Raw genomic sequence first — 26416 nt, 5'->3', positions numbered from 1 at the left:
GGCACCGGGAGAGACAAACAATGAAACGCAAGTCTTTGTTCGCGCTTTCGGCTGTCGTCGTGGTAGCGGCTGCCGCGCTGGTCCCCGTCCTGTGGTCGGGCAGCGACTATCTGCATAACGGCACCGCCGTCGCAGCCACGCCGGCAGACCAGGCTGCAATGATCAAGAAGGGCGAGTACCTCGCCCGCGCTGGCGACTGTATCGCTTGTCACACGGTGCGCGGCGGCAAGGAGTTCGCCGGCGGCCTGCCGATGGCCACGCCGTTCGGCACGCTGTTCACGCCGAACATCACGCCTGACGACCAGTACGGCATCGGCAAGTGGTCGCAGGACGACTTCTATCGCGCGATGCACACGGGCCGCTCGAAGGACGGCAGCCTGCTCTATCCGGCCTTCCCGTTCACGAGCTACACGAAGGTCTCGCGCGCCGACGCGGACGCGATCTACGCGTACCTGCGTTCGGTCCCGCCCGTCGCGGTACCGAGCCGTCCGCACGAACTGAAGTTCCCGTTCAACAACCGCAACCTGCTGATCGGCTGGCGCACGTTGTTCTTCCGTGAAGGCGAGTACAAGGCGGACCCGACCAAGTCGGTGGAATGGAACCGCGGCGCGTATCTGATCGAAGGCCTCGGCCACTGCGGCATGTGCCACACGTCGATCAACGCAATGGGCGGCCCGGTGAACTCCGCTGCGTTCGCGGGCGGCCTGATCCCGCTGCAGAACTGGTATGCGCCTTCGCTGACGTCGAACAAGGAAGCCGGCCTCGGTGACTGGGACATCAAGGACATTTCCGATCTGCTGAAAACGGGCGTGTCGCAACGCGGCGCGGTGTTCGGTCCGATGGCTGAAGTGGTTCACAACAGCCTGCAGTACATGTCGGATGAAGACATCCACGCCATGTCGACGTACCTGAAGACGATTCCGCAGAAGGAGGAAGCGCCCGAGCATCTGCAACTGGAGACGTCGCAACAGTTCGGCAGCGAACTGTTGAAGCAAGGCCAGAAGATCTACGCTGACAACTGTGCGAAGTGCCACGCGGAGAACGGCCTCGGTATGCCGCCGTCGTTCCCGCCGCTCGCGAACAACCCGTCCATTCAGATGCCGTCGGCCGTGAACCCGATCCGCATGGTGCTGAACGGCGGTTATCCGCCGAGCACGGGTGGCAATCCGAAGCCGTATGGCATGCCACCGTTTGCGCAGGCGCTGTCGAATCAGGAAGTGGCAGCCGTTGTGACGTACATCCGCCAGTCGTGGGGCAACCACGGCACGGCTGTGTCGCCGCAACAAGTGTCCGATCTGCGTTCGGCGCCGCTCGACTAAGCGTCGTCCGAGGGTTCAGGGCGCGGCCTGCGATAATCGCGGCCGCGCCCTTCGCTTTTTTCAGGAGCGTGGTTTCGAAGTTGATCGACGTCGAAGACATCTGGCCTATCGGGCGTATAACGTTGGTCCCGTGTTGATTGTCGGATGAGATGGGCATCATGCAGGAGGAAGTGCCGTGCAAATCGGGGAGCGTCTAAACAGCATCACTCACCTCGTCGGCGCCGTGCTGTCGGTGGCGGGGCTGGCGACGCTCGTGACGATGGGCGCGCTCGACGGCGATGCGTACAAGGTCGTGAGCTTCAGCGTCTATGGCGCGATGCTCTGCGTGCTGTACGGCATCTCGACGATGTATCACAGCGTGCGTGGTCCGCGTCTGAAGGCAATCTTGCAGAAGTGCGATCACTCTGCGATTTATCTGCTGATCGCGGGCAGCTATACGCCATTCACGTTGGTCACGTTGCGTGGGCCATGGGGATGGTCGCTATTCGGAGTAAGCTGGGGGCTGGCCGCGCTCGGAATCGTGCAGGAACTGACGCTCGGGCGACGCACCCGCAGCGTATCGATGGTGCTGTATGTGCTGATGGGATGGCTCGCGCTCGTTGCCGTCCGTCCACTGGTCACTGCATTGCCGGCCGCGGGTACGGCCTGGCTGCTGGCTGGCGGAATCATCTATAGCGCAGGCATCTACTTCTTCATCAACGACGAGCGCATCCGGCACGGACATGGCATCTGGCACCTGTTCGTACTCGCCGGCAGTCTGTGTCAGTTCGTCAGCGTCGCGCGTTATGTCGCATGAGGCGCATGACGAAGGATGCAACTTAATGCCAGTCGACGTGTCTGCATAGCTCGTCGAGCAATTCGGCACGCATCACGCGTGCCGCCGATTTCTCCGTGAACGGTGAGTGTCGGGCGAGCGATCATGCGAGTCGCCCGCGAACGCGCCTTCGGGCCGCGTTCGACACCGTTTGCACAATTGCATTGCAAAGAGTTTTTATGTCTTTTGATTCCCTCGGCTTGTCCGAACAGCTGGTCCGCGCAGTCAACGAACTCGGCTATACATCGCCGACTCCGATCCAGCAGCAAGCCATTCCCGCCGTGCTCAACGGCGGCGATCTGTTGGCCGGCGCCCAGACGGGCACGGGCAAAACAGCTGGCTTCACGCTGCCCATCCTGCAACGTCTTCTCACCATGCCGCCCGCGCCGGGCGGCAAGCGCGTCGTGCGCGCGCTGATCCTCACGCCGACCCGCGAACTGGCCGCGCAGGTCGAGGAAAGCGTGCGCGCGTACGGCAAGTATCTGAAGCTGAAGTCGACCGTGATGTTCGGCGGCGTCGGCATCAACCCGCAAATCGACGCGTTGCGGCGCGGCGTGGATATCGTCGTCGCGACGCCTGGGCGTCTGCTCGACCACATGCAGCAGAAGACCATCGACCTGTCGCATCTCGAGATTCTCGTGCTCGACGAAGCCGACCGCATGCTCGACATGGGCTTCATTCACGACATCAAGCGCGTGCTCGCGAAGCTGCCGCCGAAGCGCCAGAACCTGCTGTTCTCGGCCACCTTCTCGGACGAGATCAAGGCGCTCGCCGACAACCTGCTCGATTCACCCGCGCTGATCGAAGTCGCACGCCGCAACACGACAGCCGAATCGGTCGCGCAGAAGATTCACCCTGTCGACCGCGACCGCAAGCGCGAGATGCTCACGCATCTGATCAAGCAGCACAACTGGTTTCAGGTGCTCGTGTTCACGCGCACGAAGCATGGCGCGAACCGCCTCGCCGAACAGCTGACGAAGGACGGCATCAGCGCGCTCGCGATCCACGGCAACAAGAGCCAGTCGGCCCGCACCCGCGCGCTGGCCGAGTTCAAGAACAACACGCTGCAGGTGCTCGTCGCCACCGACATCGCGGCGCGCGGCATCGATATCGATCAGTTGCCGCATGTCGTCAACTTCGATCTGCCGAACGTGCCGGAAGACTACGTGCACCGAATCGGCCGCACGGGCCGCGCTGGCGCGACGGGCGAAGCGGTGTCGCTGGTGTGTGTCGATGAGCTTCAACTGCTGAAGGACATCGAGAAGCTGATCAAGCGAGCCGTGCCGCAAGAAGTGATCGCGGGCTTCGAGCCGGATCCGAATGCACGGCCCGAGCCGATCCTGCGACGCAGCCAGGGCGGCGGCGGTGGCGGCCGTCAGCCGCGCCAAGGCCAGGGTCAAGGTCAGCGGCAAGCTCAAGGGCAACAAAAGCGCGAAGGCTCGGCCAACGGGAACAATGGCGCATCGCGCGGCGGCCAGCGCGCTTCGGGCGACAAGCCCAATCAGCAAGCCAAACCGCAAGGGGCCAAGCCCGCGCATGCGCGCGCCGATGGCTCGCGTCATCAGGACAAGCCGCGCGCCGTCGCGCATGAAGGCAACGCGCGTGCTCCGCACGCTCCGCGCAAACCGCACGGCGGCAATCCGGGTGCATTGCTCGGCGGCGGCAAGCCGCGCTCCGGTGCGCCGCGCGGCGGTCAGCGCGGCAACTGACGCAACATGGAGACGCCCGGCATTTTCAATGCGGGCGTCTCACGCTAGTCCGACTGCTATCTGCCAGCCGCCGCGCCGCCGGCGGCTTTCTTCAGGTACTCGATCTGCTGCGTCCAGCGTTCGAGCACTGCATCTCTCCCCTCTTCCAGGTCGAACGTGATGCCCGCCGTCAGGCGCGCATAGCGCACGCGATGTGCTTCGCCGGATTCGATCGATCCCGCGAAGCACGCCAGGCCCGCAGCATCCGCGTTCAACGGCGCGAGCGCGAGCTGAATCTGATAGAACGCCTCATCGAACACGAATGTCAGCGCGGCACGGCCGCTGCGTGCGATCGCCTGCACGGCGCGCGACTGCGGCCACAGCGCGACGCATAGCGTGCGCGAGTCTGGCGCATACAGTTCGCCGATGCCGAGCAGCGACGTACGCAAATGCGCGCCGCTTTCGTCGACGGTCAACAGCGATGCCGTAAAGCCGACCTTCGATGCGAGCGCCGAGCCGTCAAACAATGCGCGCAATTCGACCGGCCATTCGTCGAATATCTGTTGATCGAGTGCGCGGTTTTGTTCCGCGGATGCGGTCATGGGTGATTCCTCCGTCGTAGGCACGCTCGCGCGCGGCGTTCAACGCAAATGCAAATGCAAATGGCCCGCTTGCAGGGCGGGCCATTCATGCGTCAACAGTCCAGGCCTTCGGCCCGGCTGCGTGTCGCGACGCTCAGCGGAAAAAGACGTGCTGCGTGATCTTCGCGAGCGGGTAATGGACGCCTGGCTGAATCTTCGCCGGCAAATCGAGCGGCTTGAGCAGCATCTTCACACACATATCGGCCGACAGGTTGTGCCGCACCAGCTTGTTCACGCGCGCAGCCTTGTCGCGGTTATAGACGGGGTCGTTGACGCGCTCCGGATAGCGGATCGCGAATACGTGACGCAGCGCGATCTCCGAGTCTTCGTTCTTGATCTCCATCACACGCCGCATCAACGCGCCGAGAACGGCGAGCCGGCCATTGCCTTCGATCTTGTTGTACTTCTTGAAGTACTTGAAAAAGTGCTTGTAGTGACGGACTTCGTCGGTGCGGATGTTGTCGGTGATTTCCTTCAGCACGGGTTCGTCCGAACACACGCCGATCGCCCGATACAGCGTAGCCGTGCCCGTCTCGACGACGCAGCGCGCGACCATCTCCAGCGCGCGGGTCTTCTCGAAGTCTTCCATGTTGCAGGTCTTCGAATACTCTTCGAAGAAGTTCTGGAACGCGGTGTCCCAATCGAACTCGGGCCACACGTGCGCGATGTACGCCTTCAGCGCGCGGCCGTGCTGCATCTCTTCAGGCTCCCATTCGTTGTTGAGCCACGCCGACACCTCGGGATCGCCATTGAAGAACCTGCTCAGATTGCTCGTGTAAAGATCAGTACCGCTTTCGATAAACGAGGCTGCGCAAAGCAGTAACAAGAGGTCTTCATTGGCGACCGCGCGTTGACGGTCGATGCGATTGAGATCGATGTCTTCGATGCGCCAGGGCATCACGTGACCAGCCTCGTTGTGCATAAAAGTTCACTCCGAAAACCGTAGCGCCTCGTGCGCGGGCTGAACCGCGCCTATCCCGGTTCGACCGCCGCCCTCGACGCCTACAGTGCCTTGCAACATTGAATTTTTATCTTCATCTTAGACGCTGCTCTGCAAATTCGCAGACAACACAGCAGAGACCATGCCGGATCGACGCAGTTCCACCCAAACCTTGATTGATCGTGCGAATGCACAAAAGACTACATATCGGATGATTCGAACACCCTGGCAAGCGCAAAAGTCGCACGACAAAGCTGCATTGCGCAGGTGCCTTACGCTTCCTTTCGATGAGCGCGCTCTGCGCGATCGAAAAAATCCGAACACAAACCAACGACGACGAACACAACGAAGGTCTTACAATACGGCCAAGCCAACCTTCGCCCGCTTCAGGTGCGGCGCTCACAAAAAAACATCATGACACGAGACCCCCGCCTCACGCTTAACGCACGTCAACAGGAACTGCTGGAGTGGGTGCAACGCGACGGCTTCGTCACGGTCGACGATCTGGCCGCGCATTTCGACGTGACGCCGCAGACGATTCGCCGCGACGTCAACTGGCTTGCCGACATGAATCTGCTGCGCCGCTATCACGGCGGCGCAAGTCTGCCGACCAGTTCCGAGAATGTCTCGTACAGCGCGCGGCAGCGGATGTTCCATGACGAGAAGCGGCGCATCGCGGCGCTGGTCGCCACGCACATTCCCGATCAGGCGTCCCTCTTCATCAACCTCGGCACGACGACGGAAGAAGTCGCGCGCGCGCTAAACCGGCATCGCGGGCTGCGCGTGATCACGAATAACCTGAACGTCGCGAGCATGATGAGCGGCTATCCGGATTGCGAAGTGCTGGTGACGGGCGGGATCGTGCGTCCGTGGGACAAGGGCATCGTCGGCGAACTGACCATCGACTTCATCCGCCAGTTCAAGGTCGACTTCGCGATCATCGGCACGTCGAGCATCGAGACGGACGGCACGCTGCGCGACTTCGACACGCGCGAGGTGCGCGTCGCGGAGGCGATCATCGAACATTCGCGCACGGTCTTCCTCGCGGCCGACCATTCGAAATTCGGCCGCCCGGCGCTCGTGCGCCAGGGGCATCTGAACCAGATCGACTCGCTCTTCACCGACGCGCCGCCGCCGCCCGACATGACGGAAACGCTGACGAACGCGGGCACGCAGGTCTATATTGCCGAGTGACCTCGGGCACGGGCAGCGACGCGAAGGCTGACGCGGGCCGGCGGCGTCGCAAGTCCGTTTCCGCCATGCTGCACCGCACGCAAAACCTCCAGTGAAATCAAGGATTTGCCTTGCCCAGCAGACCGCCTCTCACGCGCGGCGCTGTCAACGGGAAAATTTACGGGGGCCGATTTGGACTTCCGGCCGCCATTGACTACACTCCAGTTCCCCAACGTCCTTAAACGTCCCTGGACCGAGCGGAATGCATTGGACATGGGGTGAAGCAAGCACAACTTCAGGCCTGATCCTCGGGATTCGCAGCCCGCTGGATCCTCCGTCTGCCGGCAGGGCCGTCGGCGGGCGCAAAGGCCACCCGACTACGCTTGACATGGAGAGAAACGATGCTGAGTCCGCATGAATTCGCCACGTTGTTGCTCGTCAAGGACGCCCCTAACCAGGTCGATATGGAACGCGAAGAACTCGACGCACTGCTCGAACGGCAGCTCGTGGAGCTCGAAAGACTCGCGTCGGGCTTGCAACAATGGCGTATCACGGAATCGGGAGATACGGCTCTTCGCGCGATCAAGCGCTTTTCCTGACGGCAATCGAGCGAACCTAACGCGCTTGCCAGTCATATCACTGCGGCCGTCGGCGTGTTCGCAACGGACACGCGAGCATACGGACGCCTGGACGGTCACGCGGCTTGCCCGCCTGGCCGTCTTTATGTTTTCAGGCTTGCCGCGTCATCTCTGAACGACGCGCCCGCGCGCGCCGGCCGGAGCCTTAGCCGCTGCGCAGCGTCGGATCGACGGCTGCGCGCCAGCTCAGCGCCTTCACGCGCTGAGTGTTGAAGAACTCCACCCACTGCCGACGCACCTGCGGGTCCGCGCTCCCGCCCTGCGCCGCGTAGCGCTGCGCCAGCGCCGTCTGGAACGCGCAGTAATCCGCCTTCGACAGCCCGCCGCGCTTGTTCGCTACATAGGCGTCGAACAGCGTCACGTAGACCGACTGCGCATCGCTGCCGTAGTCCGCCGGCTGGCTTCCGCACATCGCCTGCAGATCCGCGAACGACGGCGCGCCCAACGTTCCGTTCAGGCTCGGCGTACTGACGCATCCCGCCAGCACCGCCGCGATCGACAGCGCCGCCGCGCCCGTTTTCCAGAGTCCACGCATGAAATTCACCTCGTATCGCCGCAATCCGGCTCGTTGCCGGAAGTATCGTCTGCGCGCGGCAAACGTGCCACCAGCGCGCGGAATCGCGCACGAATCCAAGGCAAGTCGAACTTTACTTTTTCGAATATGTTCATTAAAGTTTCGAAAACGAACATTACGACTTTACATCAACCCTACTTTTTCCTCCGTCAGGGGCATTCCGGGTGACGCAAGACTCCATTTATGACCTGCTCGTCGTCGGCGGCGGGATCAACGGCGCAGGCATCGCGCGCGACGCAGCGGGCCGTGGCCTGTCCGTGCTGCTGTGCGAACAGGACGATCTGGCCGCGCATACGTCGTCGGCCAGCACCAAGCTGATTCACGGCGGCCTGCGCTATCTGGAATACCGCGAGTTCGGGCTCGTACGCAAGGCGCTGCAGGAACGCGAGACGCTGCTGCGCGCCGCGCCGCACATCATGTGGCCGCTGCGCTTCGTGATGCCGCATATGCCCGATCTGCGGCCCGCGTGGCTGATCCGCGCCGGTCTCTTTCTCTATGACCATCTCGCGCGCCGCGAATTGCTGCCCGGCTCGCGCGGCATCGATATGCGCAAGCATCCGGCGGGCAAGCCGCTGATCGACTCGATCAAACGCGGCTTCGTCTATTCGGACGGCTGGGTCGACGACGCGCGCCTCGTCGTGCTCAACGCGCTCGATGCACGGGAGCGTGGTGCAATCATTCTGACGCGCACGAAGCTCACCGGCGCGACGCGCGTGAATGGCGAATGGCATGCGCAACTGCTGCGCGCGGACGGCTCCACTTCGACAGTCCGCGCGCGTTCGATCGCGAACGCCGCCGGCCCGTGGGTCGGCGACCTGCTGCGCGGGCCGCTTGCACGCGAAGCGAACTACAGCGTTCGGCTCGTGAAGGGCAGCCATATCGTCACGCGCCGCCTGTTCGAGCACGATCACGCGTACATCTTCCAGAATCCGGACAAGCGCATCATTTTCGCGATCCCTTATGAGCGCGATTTCACGCTGATCGGCACGACAGACCTCGAATACAACGGCGATCCGTCGAAGGTCGCGATCGAGCCATCTGAAACGCAGTATCTGTGCGACTCGATCAACCGATACTTCAAGCAGCACATCGCGCCGCGCGACGTGTACTGGACGTACTCCGGCGTGCGTCCGCTGCTGGAGGACGAGAACGCCGACAACCCTTCCGCCGTCACGCGCGACTACCGGCTCGAACTCGATGCGCCGGCGGGCGAGGCACCGCTACTGTCGGTATTCGGCGGCAAGATCACGACGTTTCGGAAACTCGCGGAAGAAGCCGTCGACGATCTCGCGCGCGAGTTGCAGCACGACAAGCCAACGTGGACGGCGGGCTCACCGCTACCGGGCGGCGATATCGCGCACGCAGACTTCGAGCGCTTCGCATCGCGGTTCGCGCAACAGCACGCATGGCTTCCTGCCGCGCTCGCGCGCCGCTATGCGCGGGCTTATGGCACGCGTGCCGAACGCGTGATCGGCGCCGCGCGCTCGCTCGCCGATCTCGGGCAGCAGTTCGCGCCCGGGCTGTATGAAGCGGAACTGCGCTATCTGCGCGAAACCGAATGGGCGACGACGGCGCGCGACGTGCTGTGGCGCCGTTCGAAGCTGGGCCTGCATGTCGAGCCCGGCATGCTCGAAAACGTCACGCGCGACATCGACGCGTGGTTCGCCCGCGCGACAACAAAGCAGCACGCCTGACGGCCGCGCGCACGCGGACATGCGCCAGCGCGCGGCGATTCCGCCGCGCCTCCGCGCATGCAACAATCCGCGCAGGCACCATATTTCGCGTGACCTGAGCGCGCCACCGCGCCGGTCCGACAAAAAACGCATGGAGAAGAGACGATGCAGGATCAGTACATCCTGGCGCTAGACCAGGGCACCACGAGTTCGCGCGCGATGCTGTTCGATCGCAAGGGCACTGTCGTCTCGGTCGCGCAGAAGGAGTTTAAGCAGATCTATCCGCATCCTGGCTGGGTCGAGCACGATCCGCAGGAAATCTGGGCGACGCAGGCGGGCGTCGCCGCCGAAGCCGTCACGCATGCCGGCCTGAACGGCACGTCGATTGCCGCGATCGGCATTACGAACCAGCGCGAAACGACGATCGTCTGGGATCGCGAAACGGGCCATCCCATCTACAACGCGATCGTCTGGCAGGACCGGCGCACGGCCGACTTTTGCGACCAGTTGAAGGCGCAAGGTCTCGAACAGACATTCCGCGCGAAGACCGGCTTACCGATCGATTCGTACTTCTCCGCAACCAAGATCCGCTGGATTCTTGATAACGTCGACGGCGCGCGCGAAAAGGCGCGGCAAGGCAAGCTCGCATTCGGCACGGTCGACAGCTGGCTGGTGTGGAATTTCACCAAGCACGAAATGCACATCACCGACGTGACCAACGCGTCGCGCACGATGCTCTTCAACATCCACACGCTGCAATGGGACGACGAGCTGCTCGACGCCCTCGACATTCCGCGCAGCATGCTGCCTGAAGTGCGTCCGTCGTCGGAACTGTATGGGCCGACCAAGACCACCGTGTTCGCGTCGAAGATTCCGCTTGCGGGCATCGCGGGCGACCAGCATGCCGCGCTGTTCGGCCAGATGTGCACGCGCTCGGGGATGGTGAAGAACACCTATGGCACCGGCTGCTTTCTCGTGATGAACACGGGCACGAAACCGATCGAGTCGAAGAACAATCTCGTGACGACGATTGCCTGGCAGATCGGCGATCAGGTCAACTATGCGCTCGAAGGCAGCATCTTCATTGCGGGGGCTGTCGTGCAGTGGCTGCGCGATGGTTTGGGCATCATCCGCAGCGCGTCGGAGGTCGAGGCGCTCGCGCGCGGCGTCGAGCATTGCGACGGCGTGTACCTGGTGCCTGCGTTCGCCGGCCTCGGCGCACCGCACTGGAATGCGCGCGCTCGCGGCACGCTGTTCGGCGTCACGCGCGGCACGACGTCCGCGCACATTGCGCGCGCGGCACTCGATTCGATCGCGTATCAATCCGTCGACGTGCTCAAAGCGATGGAAGCCGACTCGGGCATTCACATCGACGAACTGCGTGTGGACGGCGGCGCGTGCGCGAACAATCTGCTGATGCAGTTCCAGGCCGACATTCTCGGCGTGGATGCCGTGCGTCCGCAGGTCAGCGAAACGACGGCGCTCGGGGCCGCGTATCTCGCGGGACTCGCGACGGGCTACTGGAAGGACGTCGACGAATTGCAGAGCCAGTGGAAGCTCGAACACCGCTTCTCGCCGTCGATGCCGGCCGATCAGGCGAAGGCCTGTCTCGACGGCTGGCAGCGGGCGATTCGCGCGGCGAAGGCGTGGGCCGACGCGCCCTGAGTTGACGCACGTCGGTGCACGGCGTGTCGCGCGAGCCGTCCGGCGCGCGCCGGGCCGCAATGCACATATCATGTCGCTTTCGGCCCGCCGTATGTCTTGCGTCCTGCCTCTTGCGGGCTGCGCTTTCGTTTCATTTTCCGCATGATCGATCATCTCATTTGCGACTGCGACGGCGTGCTCGTCGACAGCGAAGTCATCGCCGACCGCGTGATGCACGACACGCTCGCCACCACTTTTCCCGCGCTCGATTTCCACGAGATCTGCAAGACGGCGTTTGGTCAGCAGACTTCGCGGTTTCTGGAGAGCGTCGAAGCGGCATTCGATATCGAGCTGCCCGCTGATTTTTTGCAGACCGTCGAGGCCAACGTCGAAAGAGAGCTTGCGTCGTCGCTGTCGGCGATTAGTGGCGTGCGTGATGCACTGTTGCGCGTATCGCTGCCTGCTGCTGTCGTGTCGAATAGCCGGATGATGCGTGTGAGCGCCTCCGTGCGCCGCGCCGGGCTGGCGGAGATTTTTGGACCGCGGGTGTTTAGCGCTGAGCAGGTCGCGCGGCCGAAGCCTTATCCCGATGTGTATCTGTTTGCTGCGGAGCAGTTGGGCGTCGAGCCGTCGCGGTGCATTGTGGTTGAAGACAGCGTCGCTGGGCTGAATGCCGCGCGCGCGGCGGGGATGATGACGATTGCGTTTGTTGGGGCTAGTCATATTCCTGATGGCTATGCCGATGTGCTGCGGAATATGGGGATCACGCGGATCATGCAGCATATGGATGAGTTGCCCTCAATTGTTCAGGCGGGTTTGCGGGGGGAGTTTGACGGGGTGCAGTCGTAGTTGGGGGTTTTTTGTCTGCGACGCTTTGGTTTGAGGGTTGTCGCTGGTGTTGGTTTGCTAGTGTTTTTCGCTGGCATCCGCGATTCGTTAGCGTGCTTCACGCGTCGCCCCTGTGCGGGGCGGCACCTACTTTTCTTTGCCGCCGCAAAGAAAAGTAGGCAAAAGAAAGCGGCTCACACCGCCAGTTTTTGTGTTTGCCTGAGGGCCCCCAACCGGTCTTACGCTTCACACGGCAATCACGTGACCCATGTTCGTTGCCAGCGCATTGAAAGAGCGCCTCACCTACTCCACGCGCCCGCGTTGCGGCACACCGTGCCAGATATTCCGCCGCCGCCCAGGTGGCAAACTGTGTGTAGGCCGTAGAGACACGCGCGCCCCACTTCGGACCGATAGCGCACGCGCACCACCATGTAAGAGCGCCACGCTATACGACGCGACAACCTACACACAGTTTGCCACCTGGGCGGCAGAAACCATTCGCTGCCGCCAGCCGTTGTATAGGAATTTGAAGCAGGTGACGCGTTCATTCAGCGCGTTGGCAACACACGCGAACAAGTGCGTTGCCGTGTGAGGCGTAAGACCGGTTGGGGGCCCTCAGGCAAGAAGAAATGTTGGCGGTGTGAGCCGCTTTCTTTTGCCTACTTTTCTTTGCGGCGGCAAAGAAAAGTAGGTGCCGCCCCGCACAGGGGCGACGCCTGAAGCACGCTAACGAATCGCGGATGCCAGCGCAAACACAAGCAGACCACCCAGCGTCGCAGACAACAAAACAAAAAAACCTCAAACCTCGAAACAAGCCTCCCGCGCGAAGGCCATCGCGCGCCGAAACTCAACCAGTTCCGCGATAGTAAGCATCGGCATATCGTGCAGAGCGGCGAAACGCTCGACATCGGCCCCTCGCATCATCGTGCCATCGGCATTCATCAGCTCGCACAAAACCCCAGCGGGCTTCAGCCCCGCCAAAGTCACGAGATCGACAGTCCCTTCCGTATGCCCGCGCCGCGCCAACACCCCGCCCGGCATCGCGCGCAACGGATACACGTGACCCGGACGCACAATGTCCGCAGGCTTCGCGTTATCAGCAATCGCGGCACGAATCGTCGTGAGCCGGTCAGCGGCAGACACACCCGTCGACACACCTTCACGCGCTTCGATCGACACCGTGAACGCCGTCGTGTTGCGGCTTTCGTTATGTGCGGTCATCGGCGGCAATTCGAGCGCGCGCACCTTGTCGTCAGTCAGGCAAAGACACACGATCCCGCTGCACTCGCGGATAAACAGCGCCATCATCTCGACGCTCATGCGCTCGGCCGACATGATGAGATCGGCCTCGTTCTCGCGATCGTGATCGTCCTGAAGCACAACGGCACGGCCCTCGCGCAACGCATCGAGCGCGGCGGCGATGCGCGGCGGAATGGGTTCGGTGGCAAGCAGGGGAAGATCGGCGGATGCGTCCTCAGCGACGACAGACGGCGCAGGCCAAACAAATGCAGCAGACGCAGATACGGATGCAGATACAGCGGACATGTGAAACGCTCCTCGCAAGAGTGTGGGCGAAAAACGTTTCAGGGCATTGCAAACAGACAAACGCGTCCCGCGAGCCGCAAGCGGCTGCCATGCAACGAATGGACAGCGCATTCGCGCGCCGCTCGCAACGAGCAGCACGGCAGCGGCCATTCCGCACAGGACCAAAGTAAAGCGCACATGCGCCAACCCGGTCGACAGGAGACTCAGATGACTATCTGCACATCTTCTTCCATCCGGACTCTAACCGTCGGCTCTGGCTTCTCACCAGATCTGCTGACCCTGCAACTCAAACCACAACGCAGGCGCTCGCGGGCTCGCAGACTCGCGCTTCGTGAAGCGCCGCCTGCATACCGCCGGTGGGGATTTTCGCCCCGCCCTGAAGACGTACTGATTACCGGATCGATCCGGCTCGCAGAGCATACAACAACCGCGCATGGCGTGCAGCCAGCGCGTGCTTCATGTTTCAGCCTTCGGAATGCGCGTGCGCGTGCGGTGCATCGTGCGGCACATCCCAGCGCGGCGGCGTCTCCGCATTCACGGTCACGCGAAACGCACGCGCTTCCGTGTCGCCGGGATTGCGCAGGCTGTGCGGCTGGTCGGCGTCGAAGACGATCGAATCCCCCGTTGCCAGCAACTGGCGGCGGTCGTGCACGCTGACTTCGAGCGTGCCCACGCTGACGACGAGATTCACCGTCGTCCCCGGCGCCCGTCGCGTGCCAGGCTCGGTATGGAGCGGCGCGATACGCAGCTCGTGAAACTCCGCGGTCGACGGCTCCGCATCGGGATGCAACGCACGCGTCCAGTAACGCCCATTCGACGTGACGACGCGCGCCGAGCGATCCGCCGGCAAATGCTCGAAGCCGTTCACGGCATGCTGGCGCAGGAACGCCGCGACCGACACCTTCAACGCCGCCGCGACCTTGCACAGCACCTTGATCGACGGCACGCTGCGCGCCGACTCGATCTGCGCGAGCATCGCGCGCGACACGCCCGACGCACGGGCCAAAGCATCGAGCGACAACTGACGCTCCGCGCGCAACCGCGCGAGGTTCACGCCGACGCGGTGTTCGAGCGCGTCGAAATCCGAGGAACGCGTATCGTCATGGGCTGCGTCGTGACCTTCGGACGCGCGGTCGCGCACGAGCGCAAGCGGTGACTGCATGATGACCTCCAGAAGCCCCGCATCGGTGCGGAGCAAGCACTAGTGGAGGCAAGACTAGCACCCGGTTTTCGCGCGCCCAACGAAGTTATCTTCACACTGTTATCACGATCGCAGAGGACCCTTATGCGCTGGCGTGCGATGCGTTCAGCACGCAGCGTCGGCGTTAGCGTGCGTTCGCGGGCGCGCGGACTTCATCGGCATAAGACGCAAAGACCGATGCCCACGCATCGCTGCGTGGGCATCGGAAACATCATATGAAGCGCGAGCGCGCGCTCGCGAGACTCAAACCCGCTCGCGCACATCCCGCGCGACGACAGCGGCGGGCGCATCCATCCGCGCCGCAATCCATGTCAGTGCCAACGCGGCCAGCGCGACGAGAGCAGCCACGTAGGGCAACGCGTCGAGTCCGTAGCCATGGCTGATCGCCAGCCCGCCGAGCCACGCGCCGCCCGCGTTGCCCACGTTGAACGCACCGATGTTGAGCGTCGACGCCAGATTCGGCGCAGCTTTCGCCTTCTCGACCACGCGCATCTGCAACGGCGGCACGGTCGCGAACGCCGCGACTCCCCAGATGAACACCGTGACGGCTGCTGCGATCTGCGAATGGCTGGTGTGCGCGAACACGGCCATCACCACGGCGAGCGCGATCAGAATCCCCATCAGCGAGGGCATCAGCGACCGGTCCGCCAGTTTGCCGCCGATCGTGTTGCCGACCGTGAGACCGACGCCGAACAGCACCAGAATCAGCGTCACGCCGTGCGGCGTGAAGCCGCTCACCTGCTCGAGAATCGGCGCAATGTAGGTGAACACGACGAACACGCCGCCGAAGCCGAGCACCGTCATCGTCAGCGCGATCCACACTTGCGGGTCCTTCAGCACGCGCACTTCGTGACCGAGACCCGCCGGACCCGTGTCGTGACGATTCGGCACGAGCGCCGTGACGCCTGCCAGCGACAGCACGCCGAACGCGGCGACGATCCAGAACGCGACGCGCCAGCCGAACTGCTGGCCGATGAACGTGCCGAACGGCACGCCGAGCACGTTCGCCAGCGTGAGGCCTGTGAACATCAGCGCGATTGCGCTTGCACGCTTTTCCTGCGGCACCAGCGACGCGGCCACCACCGCGCCGATGCCGAAGAACGAGCCGTGCGCGAACGACGTCACGACGCGCGCGATCATCAGCACCGAATAGTCGGACGCGATCGCACACAATACATTGCCGACAATGAACACGCCCATCAGCAGTTGCAGCGCGAGCTTGCGCGGCATCTTGCTGGTGACGACGGCGAGCAGCGGCGCACCGACGGCGACGCCGAGCGCGTAGCCGCTGACGAGCAACCCGGCGGAAGGAAGCGAGACGGCAAGATCTTTCGCCACGTCGGGCAGCAAGCCCATGATGACGAACTCGGTGGTGCCGATGGCGAACGCGCTGATCGCGAGCGCAAGCAAGGGAATGGGCATGGAAAGCTCCAGACGACGATTCAGAAGGACGCGCGCCGGACATGGCGCGCCGCCGTCACGAACTCGATGACGACGGACGATGCCAGCGCGACGAACAGTTGCACTTCACCCGAAAGCGGCACATCGGCGGTCTGATAGGCGACGCCGGCCTTTTCCAGTCGCGTGAGCAGCGCTTGCCACTGCGCGCCGTCGTCGAGACGGAACGCGAGGTGGTCGATGCGCGGCGTCACACGACCCGAGTGACCCGGTACCGTCGAATCGACGAGGTGGATCACGGGGCGGCCGTCGGCATAAAGCCAGTAACCGCCGACGCCGAAGGGCGGCCGCGCGCCCTCTTCCAGCCCGACGACATCGACGAAGAAGCGTCGAGTGGCGTCGAGATCAGGGGTGACGATCGTCGCGTGGTCGAGATGCATGATGCGGGCTCCGGGTAAACGCGGATGTCGCGTTTTCAGGATCGGATTGTCCGCGAACGTCGTCGATTTGATAATTGGCGTAGCATTTGAAGGATTTTCAAACGCTGTCGAATAATGACCGACAACCTGGGTGACATCCGACTATTCGTCGAAGCGGCGCAACTGGGCAGCCTGTCGGCCGCGGGCCGCAAGCTCGGCCTCACGCCCGCGGCGGCCAGCGCGCGCCTCGCGAAACTCGAAGGCGGACTGAAAGCGCGCCTGTTCGAGCGCACCACGCGGCAATTGCGTCTCACCGACGAAGGCCGTCTCTACCTGAACTGCTGTCAGCAGGCGCTGCGCGCGCTCGACGACGGAGAAGCTGCGCTTCAGGCCGGCCAGAACGCGGTGCGCGGCAAGGTGCGCATTTCCGCGACGTCGGATTTCGGGCGCAATCTGCTGATGCACTGGCTCGACGAATTCAATCTGCTCTACCCGGACGTCACGTTCGCGCTGACGCTGTCCGATTCGCTACAGAATCTGGTGCAGGAAGACATCGACCTCGCCATCCGCTTCGGTGTGCCGCAGGACAGCTCTCTGGTCGCGCGCTGGCTCGCGCCGAATCCGCGGGTGTTGTGCGCGTCGCCGGAATACATCGCGCGGCACGGCGAGCCGAAAGATCCGCTGGACCTGGCGCGCTTCGACTGCATCGTGCTCGGCACCGCGTCGGGGCCCGTCAACGAGTGGCGCTTCACGCGCGACGCCGAGACCGTCACGTACACGATTCCGCTCGAATCGGCGCGTGAAACCAATGATGGCGCCGTCGCCCGCGAATGGGCGCTGCGCGGCTACGGCATCGTGATCAAGTCGATGTGGGACGTCGAAGCCGACCTGAAAAGCGACGGCCTGCGCGTGCTGCTGCCCGAATGGCGTTATCCCGATGCGCCGCTGCACGCGCTTTATCACCGCAATCGCTTCATGGCGCCGCGCGTGCGCGTCCTGCTGGATTTTCTCGCCGAGCGGCTCACCAAGGTAACGGGCGAGCTTGAAGCGCAGCTTGGATTACCGCCGCAGGGCGGCGCCCGAAAGACGCCTGCGCGCACGCGCAAACCGCCCGCCAGCACCGAAACTGGCGCATGACACCGGCCCGGCACCCCGCCAAAGCCCCACGCAGCAAAGGGCTATAATGTTGGACTACGCTGTAAAAACGCGTTTCGGGCGCTTCGGACCCGCATACCGTCCGATTCTCCGCGCTGCGGCGCCACGCGTTTTTGTCTCTTCACCTTTTTTATTGACGCCCCCAGGTTAACTACTGCGACCGGCGAACACTCGATGACCAAGAAAGTTTATGTAAAGACCTTTGGCTGCCAGATGAACGAGTACGACTCCGACAAGATGGTCGACGTACTCGGTGCGGCTGAAGGACTCGTCAAGACCGACACTCCCGAAGACGCCGACGTCATTCTGTTCAACACCTGCTCGGTGCGCGAAAAGGCGCAGGAGAAAGTGTTCTCCGATCTCGGCCGCGTGCGCGAACTGAAAGAAGCGAACCCGAATCTGCTGATCGGCGTGGGCGGCTGTGTGGCGAGCCAGGAAGGCGCGTCGATCGTCGCGCGAGCGCCTTATGTGGACCTCGTGTTCGGCCCGCAAACCTTGCACCGTCTGCCGCAGATGATCGACCAGCGCCGCGCGAGCGGCCGTCCGCAGGTCGACATCACGTTCCCGGAAATCGAAAAGTTCGATCACCTGCCGCCGGCGCGCGTCGATGGCCCGAGCGCGTTCGTGTCGATCATGGAAGGCTGCAGCAAGTACTGCAGCTACTGCGTCGTGCCGTACACGCGCGGCGAGGAAGTGTCGCGTCCGCTCGACGACGTGCTGACGGAAATCGCCGGTCTCGCCGATCAGGGCGTGCGTGAAGTGACGCTGCTCGGTCAGAACGTGAACGCCTTTCGCGGCGCGATGACGGTCGGCTCGACGGAAATCGCCGACTTCGCGACATTGATCGAATACGTCGCGGAGATTCCGGGCATCGAACGGATTCGCTACACGACGTCGCATCCGAAGGAATTCACGCAGCGCCTGATCGACACCTACGCGAAGGTGCCGAAACTCGTGAGCCATCTGCATTTGCCCGTGCAGCACGGCTCGGACCGCATCCTGATGGCGATGAAGCGCGGCTACACCGTGCTCGAATACAAATCCGTGATCCGCAAGCTGCGCGCGATCCGTCCGGACCTGTCGCTGTCGACGGACATGATCGTGGGCTTCCCCGGCGAGACGGAAGAAGACTTCGACAAGATGATGCAGCTCGTGCACGACATGAGCTACGACACGAGCTTCTCGTTCATCTACAGCCCGCGTCCTGGCACGCCCGCCGCGAACCTGCACGACGATACGCCGCGCGAAGTGAAGCTGCGCCGTCTGCAGCATTTGCAGGCGACTATCGAGGAAAACGTGCAGCGCATCAGCCAGGCGATGGTCGGCAAGGTCGAGCGCATTCTGGTCGAGCGCCCCGCGCGCAAGGACCCGAACGAACTCGCGGGCCGCACCGAGAACAACCGTGTCGTGAATTTTCCCGCGCCGGTGGAATCGCACGCGCGCCTGATCGGCCAGATGATCGACGTGAAGATCGTGCACGCGTATCCGCACTCGCTGCGCGGCGAACTCGTGATGGTTCACGACACCGCGCCCGCCACTCATTAAGCTGTAGCGCACTGACAGGACCGAACCCAAGCCTTGAAGACCTCTCAGCAACATCTGGAATTCACTGCGCCGCGCGAGGACAACGCGCGGCTTGCCAACCTCTGCGGACCGCTCGACGAAAACCTGCGGCAAATCGAGCAAGCGCTCGACGTCACGCTGCAACGACGCGGACACCGCATCAGCATTCGCGGGCGCGGCGCGAAAATCGCGCTCAATGCGCTCGAAAACTTCTACAACAGTGCGCGCGATCCGATTTCCGTCGACGACATCCAGCTTGCGCTCGTCGAAGCACGCCATCCGGGCAACAACGGACGCGCGGGCGGCAACGGTGAGGCGGAAGGCGACGCGCGTTTTCGGGGCGACCCCGATCATCCGTTCGACGAACCGGCGCATGATGGCGTAGAGGACGAGGAAGAACTCGGTCCGAAGCTGTACACGCGCCGCGCCGATCTGCGCGGTCGCACGCCGGCGCAGCGCGAGTATCTGAAGCAGATCGTCTCGCACGACGTCACCTTCGGCGTCGGCCCGGCGGGCACCGGCAAGACCTATCTGGCCGTTGCGTGCGCGGTTGATGCGCTCGAGCGCGATCAGGTGAAGCGCATCGTGCTGACGCGCCCCGCCGTCGAAGCGGGCGAGCGCCTGGGCTTCCTGCCCGGCGATCTCGCGCAGAAGGTCGATCCGTATCTGCGTCCGTTGTACGACGCGCTTTACGATCTGCTCGGCTTTGACAAGACGGCGAAGATGTTCGAGCGCCAGATGATCGAGATCGCACCACTCGCGTACATGCGCGGCCGCACGCTGAATCACGCGTTCATCATTCTCGACGAGGCGCAGAACACCACGCCCGAGCAGATGAAGATGTTCCTGACGCGTATCGGCTTCGGTTCGAAGGCGGTCGTCACGGGCGACACGACGCAGATCGACTTGCCGCGCGGCCACAAGAGCGGGCTGATCGAAGCGCAGCGCGTGCTCGCGGACGTGCGCGGCATCGCGCTCACACGCTTCACGAGCGCGGACGTGGTGCGTCATCCGCTCGTCGCGCGCATCGTCGAGGCGTACGACGCGGCGTCGCAGAAAGAAGCGGCCGCCGCCGAAGCCGCCAACGCAGCGAAGTAACGCGGACATGACCCGGACCAAGAACGACGCATGAGCCGCGCCCCGAAACTGTCGCTGAACCTGCAATTTCCCGCTGGAAAAGCGTGGCCCGAGCACAAGGCGCTGTTGCCGAAGGCAACGGTCGCCGCGTGGATCAAGGCCGCGCTCTTCGCGGACGCCGAGTTGACGGTGCGTTTCGTCGATGCGGACGAAGGCCGCACGCTGAACCGCACGTATCGCGGCAAGGACTACGCGACCAACGTGCTGACCTTCGCTTATGCCGAATCGGAAGACGATCCCGTCACGGGCGACCTGATCCTGTGCTGCCCTGTGGTCGAGAAGGAAGCGAACGAACAGGGCAAGCCGCTCGAAGCGCATTACGCGCATCTGCTGGTTCACGGCACGCTGCACGCGCAAGGCTACGACCACGAGGATGAGGCCGAAGCCGAAGAAATGGAAGCGATCGAAACCGAGGTGCTCGGCAAGCTCGGCTTCCCCGACCCGTATGAATAAGGCTCGATAGCAGGAATGTTGAGCCAGCATCGCCGCCTGGTCGATCGCGGGCTCTGACAACGCCAGTCAGCCAACCGATCGAATCAACGTGAGCCAACCCCTTTCATCACCGACACCGCGTCAACCGTGCCCCGACTATCCGCCTTCGCTCGGCGAGTCGCGGCTGTTGACGGACGATGAACTGCGCGCGTCGCTCGAGTGCGCACTCCGAGACTGGGATCGCAAGACCGACTTGTGGCTGTTCGGCTATGGGTCGCTGATCTGGAATCCCGGTCTGCCGACTGTCGAAGCGTTGCGCTCGCGGGTGCATGGATATCATCGCGGGTTGTATTTGTGGTCGCGGGTTAATCGCGGGACGCCGGAGCAGCCGGGGCTCGTGCTTGCGTTGGACCGAGGCGGGTCGTGTAGTGGGATTGCGTTCAGGCTCGCCGCTGAGGGCGCGATGCCGCATCTGGAAGCGCTGTGGCGGCGCGAGATGGCGATGGGTTCATATCGGCCGGCATGGCTGCCGTGTGTGCTTGCCGACGGGCGGCGCGTCGATGCGCTCGCGTTTGTGATGCGGCGGGATGTGGCTTCTTATACGGGCAAGCTGTCTGATGACGTTGTGAAAGCGGTGCTTGGGTGTGCTTCCGGGCGGTATGGGACGACGCTCGATTACGTGAGTCGTACGGTTGAGGCGCTGCGGGAAAGTGGCATGCCAGATAGAGCGCTCGAGGCGCTGTTGGTGAGGTGTCGGGGGTAGGTTTTTATCTGCGTACGCTGGGGTGGTTTGCTGGTGTCTGTGCTGGCATCCGCGATTCGTTAGCGTGCTTCACGCGTCGCCCCTGTGCGGGGCGGCACCTACTTTTCTTTGCCGCCGCAAAGAAAAGTAGGCAAAAGAAAGCGGCTCACACCGCCAACATTTCTTCTTGCCTGAGGGCCCCCAACCGGTCTTGCGCCTCACACGGCACGTCCTTGTTCGCGCCTGTTGCCAACGCTTCGAATCAGCGCCTCACCCACTTCAAACACCCGCACAACGGCTGGCGGCAGCGAATGGTTTCTGCCGCCCAGGTGGCAAACTGTGTGTAGGTTGTCGCGTCGTATAACTCGGCGCTCTTACAGGTGGGACGCATGCGCGATCGGTCCGAAGTGGGGCGTTTGCAGTACTACGGCCTACACACAGTTTGCCGCCTGGGCGGCAGTGGAATGTCTGGCACGGCGTGCTGCGACGCGGGTACATGAAGCGGGTGAGGCGTAAAGAGAGAGCGTTGGCAACGAACGCGAACAGGAAAGTTGCCGTGTGAAGTGAGGGACCGGTTGCGGGCCCTCAGGCAAGAAGAAATGTTGGCGGTGTGAGCCGCTTTCTTTTGCCTGGCGGTTTCAAGATGCAAGTGCAACACTTCCGTTTAGGATACGTTGCATGGGAAAAAACTACGAACAGCTGAGCGCCGAAGAGCGCGGTGTGATCTTTACAATGAAGTTTGAGGACAAGAGCACGCGCGAGATCGCGCGTGCGCTTGTGCGCTCACCCAGTACGATCAGTCGCGAACTGAAGCGCAATGACTGGAAACCGGCTCACGAGCGCGCAACGATGGGACGACCGCCGATCGCCGGCGGTTACAATTCAAGGCGTGCGGGTTTGCGGGCAGGCAGACTGCGGCGCAAGCCTCGGCGGGAACGCAAGCTGCACGTCGATGGGCCGCTGTGGCCGCAGGTGCGTGAACTGCTGGCCAAATGCCATTCACCCGAGCAGATCAGTGCGCAGCTGAAGCAGGCGCATCCGGATGAGCCCACCCTGAACGTGTCTCACGAAACCATCTATCACGCCATCTATGCCATGCCTCGGGGCGAGCTCAAACGCGAGCTGATCGCGCTGCTCAGACGGGGACGCAGCACGCGCAGACCCCGCTCGCGCGGCGAAGACCGGCGTGGCAAGCTCACTGACATGGTCAGCATCCATGTGCGCCCCCCGGAGGCGAACGAGCGGGTGCTTGCCGGACACTGGGAAGGCGATCTCATCAAGGGGGCAGGAAACCGCTCGGCGGTGGGCACGCTGATCGATCGCAGCACGCTGTTCCTGATGCTGGTCAAGATGGATGACAGCACGGCGGAAGCGGCGTTGCGGGGCTACAGCGCAGCGTTTGCGCCGCTTGACCCGGAACTGCTCAAGACGCTGACCTACGATCAGGGCAAGGAGATGGCACTGCACAAGGAACTGGCCAAAGCAACGGGCATGCGCATCTACTTCTGCGATCCACACAGCCCGTGGCAGCGCGGCATCTGTGAGAACACCAACGGTCTGTTGCGCCAGTACCTGCCCAAGGGCGCGGACCTGTCCGTGCTCTCGCAGCGCCAGCTCGACATGATTGCGATAGAGATGAACAACCGTCCGCGCAAGACGCTCGGCTGGAGAACGCCCGCGCAAGTCTTTATTGAAAACTGCAAGAAGCAGGGAATCGAAATCAACCCCGCTGTTGCACTTGGTCTTTGAAACCGCCCCTACTTTTCTTTGCGGCGGCAAAGAAAAGTAGGTGCCGCCCCGCACAGGGGCGACGCGTGAAGCACGCTAACAAAACGTGGATGCCAGCGCAAACGCAACCAAGCCACACCAGCGTGCGCAGCAAACACCGAAACCCAACCGCCAGGCGAAAAGCGCAAAAAACCGAAATCGCCCGCGCCGCGCAGGCGCCCTACAAAAAACCTAATTTTGACCACCCGCCCCCCAACCCCCAGATATCAGTTAGGATAAAAGCGAGCGTTTTCCGCCGAAACCCGGTCTTCCCCCGGTGAAACCAGCGGCCCAAACCGGAAAATCCGCCCTGCACCACGCGGTGGCCCTAGGACACGGTCCTGCCACGCACGTGGTGTATCCTTAACACTCTGCAACAGCGCGCCCAGCTTTCCGGGCGCACCACCATGAACGATTCGTATCCCAGTCGACGCCATACCAGCGACAAACCCCAGGAAAAGCGCTCCCTCCTCGAGCGATTGACCGACTTCATCTCGCCCGAGCCCGATTCTCGCGGCGAACTTCTCGAAATCCTGCAGGACGCGCACGAACGCAATCTGATCGACGCAGATTCGCTGTCGATGATCGAAGGCGTCTTCCAGGTTTCCGAGCTCTGCGCGCGCGACATCATGATCCCGCGCTCGCAAATGGACGCGATCAACATCGCGGACGCCCCCGACGAATTCATTCCGTACATGCTGGAAAAGGCGCACTCGCGCTATCCCGTGTACGAAGGCAATCGCGACAACGTGATCGGCGTGCTGCTCGCGAAAGATCTGCTGCGCTACTACGCCGAAGACGAAGCGGACGTGCGCGGCATGCTGCGCCCTGCCGTGTTCATTCCCGAATCGAAACGTCTGAACGTGCTGCTGCACGACTTCCGCGTCAACCGCAATCACATCGCGATCGTCGTCGACGAATACGGCGGCGTCGCCGGCCTGATCACGATCGAGGACGTGCTGGAGCAGATCGTCGGGGACATCGAGGACGAATACGATTTCGACGAAGAAAGCGGCAATATCATCGCGTCGCCAGACGGACGCTATCGCGTGCGCGCGCTGACCGAGATCGAGCAGTTCAACGAAGAGTTCGGCACGCACTTCTCCGACGACGAAGTCGACACGATCGGCGGCCTTGTCACGCACCATTTCGGACGCGTGCCGCATCGCGGCGAGAAAGTGAAGCTCGACGACCTGATCTTCGAAGTGCTGCGCGCCGACGCGCGCCAGATCCACATGCTGCTCGTGCGCCGCGATCCGCTCGCTGGACAGCGCGAACGCGACGCCCAGCACGTGCAAACCTGATTCCCCCGTTTCCCTGAAGCCGACCACGCAAGAATGGCCGACCCGATCACTTCCCGTCTGCGCCGCGGCGTGACGTCCGACGCAGCCGATGCAAACATCGGGCGCACCCGGACGTTGCCGTGGTGGCACTACCTCGCCGCCGCAGCCGCCGGCGCGCTCAACACGCTATCCTTCGCGCCCACGCCGCACGGCGGCTGGCTAGAACTCGCGATCTTCGTTTTCTTCTTCGTGTGGCTCACGCGCACCACGGGCTGGAAAAGCGCCGCCCTCACCGGCTTCGCGTTCGGCTTCGGCAACTACGTGTCGGGCGTGTGGTGGCTGTACGTGAGCATGCACTTCTACGGCGGCATGCCGGCGCCCCTCGCGGGCACGGCACTCGTGCTGTTCTCGCTGTATCTCGCCGTCTATCCGGCGCTCGCGGCTGGCGTCTGGTCGTTCTGCGCAGGACACGCGCGCAACGGCAAACTCGTCGACGATCAGCCGTTTTCGCCGACCTGGCACGGCGCCTTTGCGTTCGCTAGCGCGTGGGCGATCGGCGAATGGCTGCGCGGCACTGTGTTCACCGGCTTTCCGTGGCTCGCGAGCGGCTATGCGCAGGTCGATGGGCCGTTTGCGGGATTCGCGCCGATTGCCGGCGTATACGGTGTCGGCTGGGTGCTCGCGCTGGCCGCCGCGCTGATCGCGCAGGCCGTGCTGCGTTCGCTGACGACCCAAAGCACCGATGCACCCGCTGCGCCGCGAACCGCGCGCGTCGCGGTGCCCGCCGCCATCGCCGTTGCGCTGATCGCAGCGGGCCTCGTGCTGCCGCTCGTTTCCTGGACGACGCCCGCCAACGCGACGCTGACCGTGCGCCTCCTGCAAGGCAACGTGAAGCAGGACATGAAGTTCGAAGAATCAGGCGTGAAAGCGGCCATCGACGAATATCAGCGGATGATCACGGCAAAGCCCGCCGATCTCATCGTCACGCCGGAAACCGCCATTCCCGTGCTCGCGCAGGCGATCCCCGAGTCGTTCGCGCTTGCCGTGCGCAATTTCGCGGATTCGACGCATTCGTCGATCCTGTTCGGTGCGGTCGGCGGAACGATCACGCCGGAAGGACGCGTCGTCGATTACACCAACAGCCTGTTCGGCATCACGCCAGGCCAGACGGGCGTGTATCGCTACGACAAGCATCATCTCGTGCCGTTCGGCGAGTTCGTGCCGTGGGGCTTCCGCTGGTTCGTGAACCTGATGAACATTCCGCTCGGCGATTTCGCGCGCGGCGCGCCCGTGCAAAAACCGTTCGTCGTACATAACCAGCCGGTCGCCGTCGATATCTGCTACGAAGACATCTTCGGCGAGGAAATCGCGCGCACGGTGCGCGAGAGCGACATGCCGGCGGGCGTGCTCGTCAACTCGACGAACCTCGCATGGTTCGGCGACACGATCGCGCTCGATCAACATCTGCAGATCGCGCGCATGCGCTCGCTCGAAACCGGTCGTCCAATGCTGCGCGCGACGAACACGGGCGCGACGGCCGCGATCGACGCGCACGGCAACGTGATCGCGCGCCTGCCCACATTTACCCAAGGTTCGATCGAAACGACCGTGCAAGGCACGACGGGCTTCACACCGTACGTGACGAGCGGCAACAACACTGTGCTCGCCGTTTCGCTGCTGTTCCTCGCATTTGGTTTTGCGTTCGGTCCGGGCCGCGATCGGTCGGGCCGCACCAAGGCGCGCAACGGCACGAACAGCGCAAGCACCGACACAAAGCGCGACGACAACGCCTAACATCAAGTCATACGGGCGGCGCAACGCGAAACAACAGAACAACGCGCC

23 protein-coding genes and 1 riboswitch are annotated in these 26416 nt (G+C 63.2%); of the genes, 16 read left to right on the top strand and 7 right to left on the bottom strand.

What is annotated here, in order from left to right; genetic code table 11:
• Window positions 1-20: 20 nt before the first annotated feature.
• The 3 genes from H1204_RS02225 (at window position 21) to H1204_RS02215 (ending at window position 3842) form a co-directional block, all read left to right on the top strand.
• The gene (locus H1204_RS02225) at window positions 21-1319 is read left to right on the top strand and encodes a cytochrome c (protein WP_180729638.1); all 1299 of its coding nucleotides are present in this window, start codon (window positions 21-23) and stop codon (window positions 1317-1319) included.
• Between the two features lie 175 nt (window positions 1320-1494).
• Window positions 1495-2115: a hemolysin III family protein gene (locus H1204_RS02220; protein WP_180729637.1), complete on the top strand. Its 621-nt coding sequence runs from the start codon at window positions 1495-1497 to the stop codon at window positions 2113-2115.
• A 197-nt stretch (window positions 2116-2312) separates the two neighbouring features.
• On the top strand, window positions 2313-3842 hold the full coding sequence (locus H1204_RS02215; RefSeq protein ID WP_180729636.1) for a DEAD/DEAH box helicase: 1530 nt from the start codon (window positions 2313-2315) through the stop codon (window positions 3840-3842).
• A gap of 56 nt (window positions 3843-3898) precedes the next feature.
• Here the strand turns inward: H1204_RS02215 and H1204_RS02210 are convergent, their stop codons facing one another.
• Together H1204_RS02210 and H1204_RS02205 are read right to left on the bottom strand one after the other, a co-directional pair.
• Window positions 3899-4423, bottom strand: a complete 525-nt coding sequence (locus H1204_RS02210) for a hypothetical protein (protein ID WP_180729635.1) — start codon at window positions 4421-4423, stop codon at window positions 3899-3901.
• Between the two features lie 133 nt (window positions 4424-4556).
• Window positions 4557-5384: a ferritin-like domain-containing protein gene (locus tag H1204_RS02205; RefSeq protein ID WP_180729634.1), complete on the bottom strand. Its 828-nt coding sequence runs from the start codon at window positions 5382-5384 to the stop codon at window positions 4557-4559.
• 432 nt (window positions 5385-5816) lie between these two features.
• On the opposite strand from H1204_RS02205, the gene H1204_RS02200 reads away from it, so the two are divergent.
• Together H1204_RS02200 and H1204_RS02195 are read left to right on the top strand one after the other, a co-directional pair.
• On the top strand, window positions 5817-6596 hold the full coding sequence (locus H1204_RS02200; RefSeq protein WP_007586161.1) for a DeoR/GlpR family DNA-binding transcription regulator: 780 nt from the start codon (window positions 5817-5819) through the stop codon (window positions 6594-6596).
• Window positions 6597-6976: 380 nt separating this feature from the next.
• Complete coding sequence (locus H1204_RS02195) at window positions 6977-7174, top strand: hypothetical protein (RefSeq protein ID WP_007586164.1); 198 nt, start codon at window positions 6977-6979, stop codon at window positions 7172-7174.
• 184 nt (window positions 7175-7358) lie between these two features.
• Here H1204_RS02195 and H1204_RS02190 read toward each other — a convergent pair whose 3' ends face one another.
• Window positions 7359-7748, bottom strand: a complete 390-nt coding sequence (locus H1204_RS02190; protein WP_180729633.1) for a hypothetical protein — start codon at window positions 7746-7748, stop codon at window positions 7359-7361.
• 203 nt (window positions 7749-7951) lie between these two features.
• Between H1204_RS02190 and glpD the strand changes: the two genes are divergently transcribed.
• From glpD to H1204_RS02175, 3 genes are all read left to right on the top strand, one after another.
• On the top strand, window positions 7952-9481 hold the full coding sequence (gene glpD, locus H1204_RS02185) for a glycerol-3-phosphate dehydrogenase (RefSeq protein WP_180729632.1): 1530 nt from the start codon (window positions 7952-7954) through the stop codon (window positions 9479-9481).
• Window positions 9482-9625: 144 nt separating this feature from the next.
• The gene (gene glpK, locus H1204_RS02180) at window positions 9626-11125 is read left to right on the top strand and encodes a glycerol kinase GlpK (RefSeq protein ID WP_180729631.1); all 1500 of its coding nucleotides are present in this window, start codon (window positions 9626-9628) and stop codon (window positions 11123-11125) included.
• A 141-nt stretch (window positions 11126-11266) separates the two neighbouring features.
• A complete protein-coding gene (locus H1204_RS02175; RefSeq protein ID WP_180729630.1) occupies window positions 11267-11953 on the top strand; it encodes an HAD family hydrolase in 687 nt (228 codons plus the stop codon).
• Between the two features lie 777 nt (window positions 11954-12730).
• Here the strand turns inward: H1204_RS02175 and ribB are convergent.
• The 4 genes from ribB to H1204_RS02155 all read right to left on the bottom strand — a co-directional run bounded on the left by ribB (window position 12731) and on the right by H1204_RS02155 (window position 16516).
• On the bottom strand, window positions 12731-13477 hold the full coding sequence (gene ribB, locus H1204_RS02170; RefSeq protein ID WP_180729629.1) for a 3,4-dihydroxy-2-butanone-4-phosphate synthase: 747 nt from the start codon (window positions 13475-13477) through the stop codon (window positions 12731-12733).
• A gap of 217 nt (window positions 13478-13694) precedes the next feature.
• Window positions 13695-13865: riboswitch (FMN riboswitch) on the bottom strand.
• Window positions 13866-13940: 75 nt separating this feature from the next.
• Window positions 13941-14639, bottom strand: a complete 699-nt coding sequence (locus H1204_RS02165; RefSeq protein WP_180729628.1) for an XRE family transcriptional regulator — start codon at window positions 14637-14639, stop codon at window positions 13941-13943.
• A 282-nt stretch (window positions 14640-14921) separates the two neighbouring features.
• On the bottom strand, window positions 14922-16100 hold the full coding sequence (locus H1204_RS02160; RefSeq protein ID WP_180729627.1) for an MFS transporter: 1179 nt from the start codon (window positions 16098-16100) through the stop codon (window positions 14922-14924).
• Between the two features lie 20 nt (window positions 16101-16120).
• Entirely contained in the window at window positions 16121-16516 is a 396-nt protein-coding gene (locus H1204_RS02155) for a VOC family protein (protein ID WP_180729626.1), read from the bottom strand.
• Between the two features lie 114 nt (window positions 16517-16630).
• Between H1204_RS02155 and H1204_RS02150 the strand changes: the two genes are divergently transcribed.
• From H1204_RS02150 to lnt, 8 genes are all read left to right on the top strand, one after another.
• Window positions 16631-17632 (top strand): LysR family transcriptional regulator, encoded by a 1002-nt coding sequence (locus H1204_RS02150; protein WP_180729625.1) that lies wholly within the window; start codon window positions 16631-16633, stop codon window positions 17630-17632.
• A 192-nt stretch (window positions 17633-17824) separates the two neighbouring features.
• Entirely contained in the window at window positions 17825-19195 is a 1371-nt protein-coding gene (gene miaB, locus H1204_RS02145) for a tRNA (N6-isopentenyl adenosine(37)-C2)-methylthiotransferase MiaB (RefSeq protein ID WP_180729624.1), read from the top strand.
• 33 nt (window positions 19196-19228) lie between these two features.
• Window positions 19229-20311: a PhoH family protein gene (locus H1204_RS02140; RefSeq protein ID WP_180729623.1), complete on the top strand. Its 1083-nt coding sequence runs from the start codon at window positions 19229-19231 to the stop codon at window positions 20309-20311.
• Window positions 20312-20341: 30 nt separating this feature from the next.
• Complete coding sequence (ybeY, locus tag H1204_RS02135) at window positions 20342-20803, top strand: rRNA maturation RNase YbeY (protein ID WP_180729622.1); 462 nt, start codon at window positions 20342-20344, stop codon at window positions 20801-20803.
• An 88-nt stretch (window positions 20804-20891) separates the two neighbouring features.
• Entirely contained in the window at window positions 20892-21545 is a 654-nt protein-coding gene (locus tag H1204_RS02130; RefSeq protein ID WP_180729621.1) for a gamma-glutamylcyclotransferase, read from the top strand.
• Window positions 21546-22202: 657 nt separating this feature from the next.
• On the top strand, window positions 22203-23273 hold the full coding sequence (locus tag H1204_RS02125) for an IS30 family transposase (RefSeq protein ID WP_180729620.1): 1071 nt from the start codon (window positions 22203-22205) through the stop codon (window positions 23271-23273).
• Window positions 23274-23698: 425 nt separating this feature from the next.
• Entirely contained in the window at window positions 23699-24595 is an 897-nt protein-coding gene (locus H1204_RS02120; protein ID WP_180729619.1) for an HlyC/CorC family transporter, read from the top strand.
• 33 nt (window positions 24596-24628) lie between these two features.
• A complete protein-coding gene (gene lnt / locus H1204_RS02115) occupies window positions 24629-26368 on the top strand; it encodes an apolipoprotein N-acyltransferase (RefSeq protein ID WP_180729618.1) in 1740 nt (579 codons plus the stop codon).
• Window positions 26369-26416: the final 48 nt, after the last annotated feature.

This window comes from Paraburkholderia sp. PGU19, assembly GCF_013426915.1.
In the GTDB taxonomy this organism is placed as follows: Bacteria; Pseudomonadota; Gammaproteobacteria; order Burkholderiales; family Burkholderiaceae; genus Paraburkholderia.
This window is presented reverse-complemented; position numbering and strand designations above follow the sequence as displayed.

Coding starts and splice junctions, on each gene's coding strand:
- H1204_RS02225 (WP_180729638.1), top strand. CDS start 21: ATGAAACGCAAGTCTTTGTTCGCGCTTTCGGCTGTCGTCGTGGTAGCG.
- H1204_RS02215 (WP_180729636.1), top strand. CDS start 2,313: ATGTCTTTTGATTCCCTCGGCTTGTCCGAACAGCTGGTCCGCGCAGTC.
- H1204_RS02210 (WP_180729635.1), bottom strand. CDS start 4,423: ATGACCGCATCCGCGGAACAAAACCGCGCACTCGATCAACAGATATTC.
- H1204_RS02205 (WP_180729634.1), bottom strand. CDS start 5,384: ATGCACAACGAGGCTGGTCACGTGATGCCCTGGCGCATCGAAGACATC.
- H1204_RS02200 (WP_007586161.1), top strand. CDS start 5,817: ATGACACGAGACCCCCGCCTCACGCTTAACGCACGTCAACAGGAACTG.
- H1204_RS02195 (WP_007586164.1), top strand. CDS start 6,977: ATGCTGAGTCCGCATGAATTCGCCACGTTGTTGCTCGTCAAGGACGCC.
- H1204_RS02190 (WP_180729633.1), bottom strand. CDS start 7,748: ATGCGTGGACTCTGGAAAACGGGCGCGGCGGCGCTGTCGATCGCGGCG.
- glpK (WP_180729631.1), top strand. CDS start 9,626: ATGCAGGATCAGTACATCCTGGCGCTAGACCAGGGCACCACGAGTTCG.
- H1204_RS02175 (WP_180729630.1), top strand. CDS start 11,267: ATGATCGATCATCTCATTTGCGACTGCGACGGCGTGCTCGTCGACAGC.
- ribB (WP_180729629.1), bottom strand. CDS start 13,477: ATGTCCGCTGTATCTGCATCCGTATCTGCGTCTGCTGCATTTGTTTGG.
- H1204_RS02165 (WP_180729628.1), bottom strand. CDS start 14,639: ATGCAGTCACCGCTTGCGCTCGTGCGCGACCGCGCGTCCGAAGGTCAC.
- H1204_RS02160 (WP_180729627.1), bottom strand. CDS start 16,100: ATGCCCATTCCCTTGCTTGCGCTCGCGATCAGCGCGTTCGCCATCGGC.
- H1204_RS02155 (WP_180729626.1), bottom strand. CDS start 16,516: ATGCATCTCGACCACGCGACGATCGTCACCCCTGATCTCGACGCCACT.
- H1204_RS02150 (WP_180729625.1), top strand. CDS start 16,631: ATGACCGACAACCTGGGTGACATCCGACTATTCGTCGAAGCGGCGCAA.
- miaB (WP_180729624.1), top strand. CDS start 17,825: ATGACCAAGAAAGTTTATGTAAAGACCTTTGGCTGCCAGATGAACGAG.
- ybeY (WP_180729622.1), top strand. CDS start 20,342: ATGAGCCGCGCCCCGAAACTGTCGCTGAACCTGCAATTTCCCGCTGGA.
- H1204_RS02125 (WP_180729620.1), top strand. CDS start 22,203: ATGGGAAAAAACTACGAACAGCTGAGCGCCGAAGAGCGCGGTGTGATC.
- H1204_RS02120 (WP_180729619.1), top strand. CDS start 23,699: ATGAACGATTCGTATCCCAGTCGACGCCATACCAGCGACAAACCCCAG.
- lnt (WP_180729618.1), top strand. CDS start 24,629: ATGGCCGACCCGATCACTTCCCGTCTGCGCCGCGGCGTGACGTCCGAC.